Raw genomic sequence first — 2,027 nt, forward strand, 5'->3', positions numbered from 1 at the left:
GCGGTTGTGGCGCGCCATGCGGGCGGCAAGCGCGGCCCTCAGGCCGTGGGACAGTCCGCCGGGATCACGTGGCAGAAGCACGGCGTCGTGGGCCGCTTCACTGAGGCGCAGGATTTCCGCGCGTTTCCCCATGGCTTCCGCGAGGGCTGAACCCGGGCTCACGGAGGCAAGAGTTTCGATGAGTGTCAAAACAAGCTCCTCAAGACGTCAAAGGACATAAGCCCTAGGTAGGCCTGACGCCTAATTATGTCAAACTGGAATGATAAACAGCATTCGATGTGAATTTTTTATCTACTGCCAGTCGTCAAATGAGAATTGTCATGCTTTACTGACATGAAGGAGAGTGTTTGATGTCCACTATGCATTCTAACTCTTTCGATATAAGGCAACTTGAAGCCTTCGCAGCGGTGATGTCCGCCGGCAGCGTGACCGGGGCGGCAAGGCTGCTGGGACGATCGCAGCCAGCGGTCACGCGGCTGATCCAGGATCTGGAAGCCGATATCGGTTATGCGCTTTTGCACCGAAGCGGTCCGCGCATCAGCCCGACCGTGCGCGGTCTGCTCTTTCACGCCGAGGTGGAACGCCATCTGGCGAGCCTTGCCCACATCCGCGAACGGGCGAACGCCATCGGTCTCGATGAGCCGCCGTCGCTGACAATCGCGGCCACGCCTTCACTTGCGGCCGGCGTTCTGCCGCAGGCGATCGCAGCCGTCGCGCCGGACCTGATACCGCGTCATCTCCATGTGCAGGCGCTGGCGGCCGAGAACGTCGTGCAGGCCGTGCTCGCCCGCTCGGCGGACTTCGGGATCTCAAGCCTGCCGCTGGAACATCCCGGCCTCGACGTGCACTGGATTGCCGAAGCGCCCTGTGTCGTTGCGCTCGCCGCCAACGACCCACTCGCCAGCAATGACGTGGTGCGTCTTTCCGATCTCGCCGAGCGCCGCATCATCACGCTCGCCAATCCCTATCGCCTTCGGCACCGCATCGACGAGGCTTTGGAACGGGCAGGCGTCGCGCTGCAACAGATGATCGACGTCAACGCCTCGCTGACGGCGCTCACCATGGTCCGGGCCGGACTGGGAGCGGCCATTGTCGAGCCGGCAACGGTCTGCGGCGTTCCGCTCGAGGGGATCGTGATGCGCGTCCTCGACCACACCATCCCCTTCCTGTTCGGCGTTATTTCGCCTGCCGCGATGCCGCTGACCCCGACGGTCGCCGCCGTCATCGATGCGGCGCGGGCGGTGGCCCTGGCGATGCCCGGGTGCCGGCTGCATGACGCAGGCGGCGTTGAAGCCTTGGCCGACACCGTCTATGGCGGTAGCCCGATGACCGAGGACGTACAGTCATGAGCGACCTCTCGGCGTTTCCGAACAGTCTCGAAGCGCTCGAGGCACGCCTGCGGCAGGACCTCGCCTGGCTGGAGCTGCCGGCCAAGTCCTGGGTTCCGCCCCGCGTCGTCGATGGCCAAGGGGTGGTCGACGTCGTGATCATCGGTGCGGGTATGGCCGGGCTCGTCGCCTCCGCCATGCTGAAGCGGCTCGGCGTCGCCAACCACGTCGTTCTCGACAAGGCGCCTGCCGGAAGCGAGGGGCCATGGGTCACCTTCGCCAGGATGCGAACCCTACGCTCTCCCAAGCAACTGACCGGGCCGGCGATGGGCCTGCCGGCGCTGACCTTCCGCGCCTATTACGAGGCGCTGCACGGCCGCGATGCCTGGGTCGCGCTCGACAGGGCGCCGCGTCAGACATGGATGGATTACCTGGTCTGGTACCGGCGTGTGCTTGACCTGCCGGTGCGCAATGGGGTCGCCGTCGAGGCCATTCGTCCGCGCGCCGACGGCCTGCTCGATGTCGTCTGCCGTCACGATGGCCGGACCGAAACCGCAATCGCGCGCCATGTGGTGCTGGCGACGGGCCGCGACGGCCTGGGCGGCCCCTTCGTGCCGCCGATCGCCGATGACGTCGATCGCAAGTTCTGGGCTCACACCGCCGACGAAATCGGTTTCGCCGCATTGCGCGGCAAACGGG

General features: G+C 65.4%; 2 protein-coding genes and 1 pseudogene. 2 read left to right on the top strand and 1 reads right to left on the bottom strand.

What is annotated here, in order from left to right:
* Window positions 1-189, bottom strand: a pseudogene (locus MOV76_RS38965) (hypothetical protein); the annotation flags it as partial.
* Window positions 190-350: 161 nt separating this feature from the next.
* Between MOV76_RS38965 and MOV76_RS38970 the strand changes: the two are divergent.
* On the top strand, window positions 351-1,349 hold the full coding sequence (locus MOV76_RS38970; protein ID WP_247266573.1) for a LysR family transcriptional regulator: 999 nt from the start codon (window positions 351-353) through the stop codon (window positions 1,347-1,349).
* Window positions 1,346-2,027: FAD/NAD(P)-binding protein (locus MOV76_RS38975; protein WP_247266574.1), on the top strand; the 682-nt coding region annotated here is incomplete at its 3' end. The genes MOV76_RS38970 and MOV76_RS38975, both read left to right, overlap by 4 nt.

Origin of the sequence: Rhizobium sp. PRIMUS64, from assembly GCF_023006465.1 — a bacterium.
Lineage (GTDB): Bacteria > Pseudomonadota > Alphaproteobacteria > Rhizobiales > Rhizobiaceae > Rhizobium > Rhizobium leguminosarum.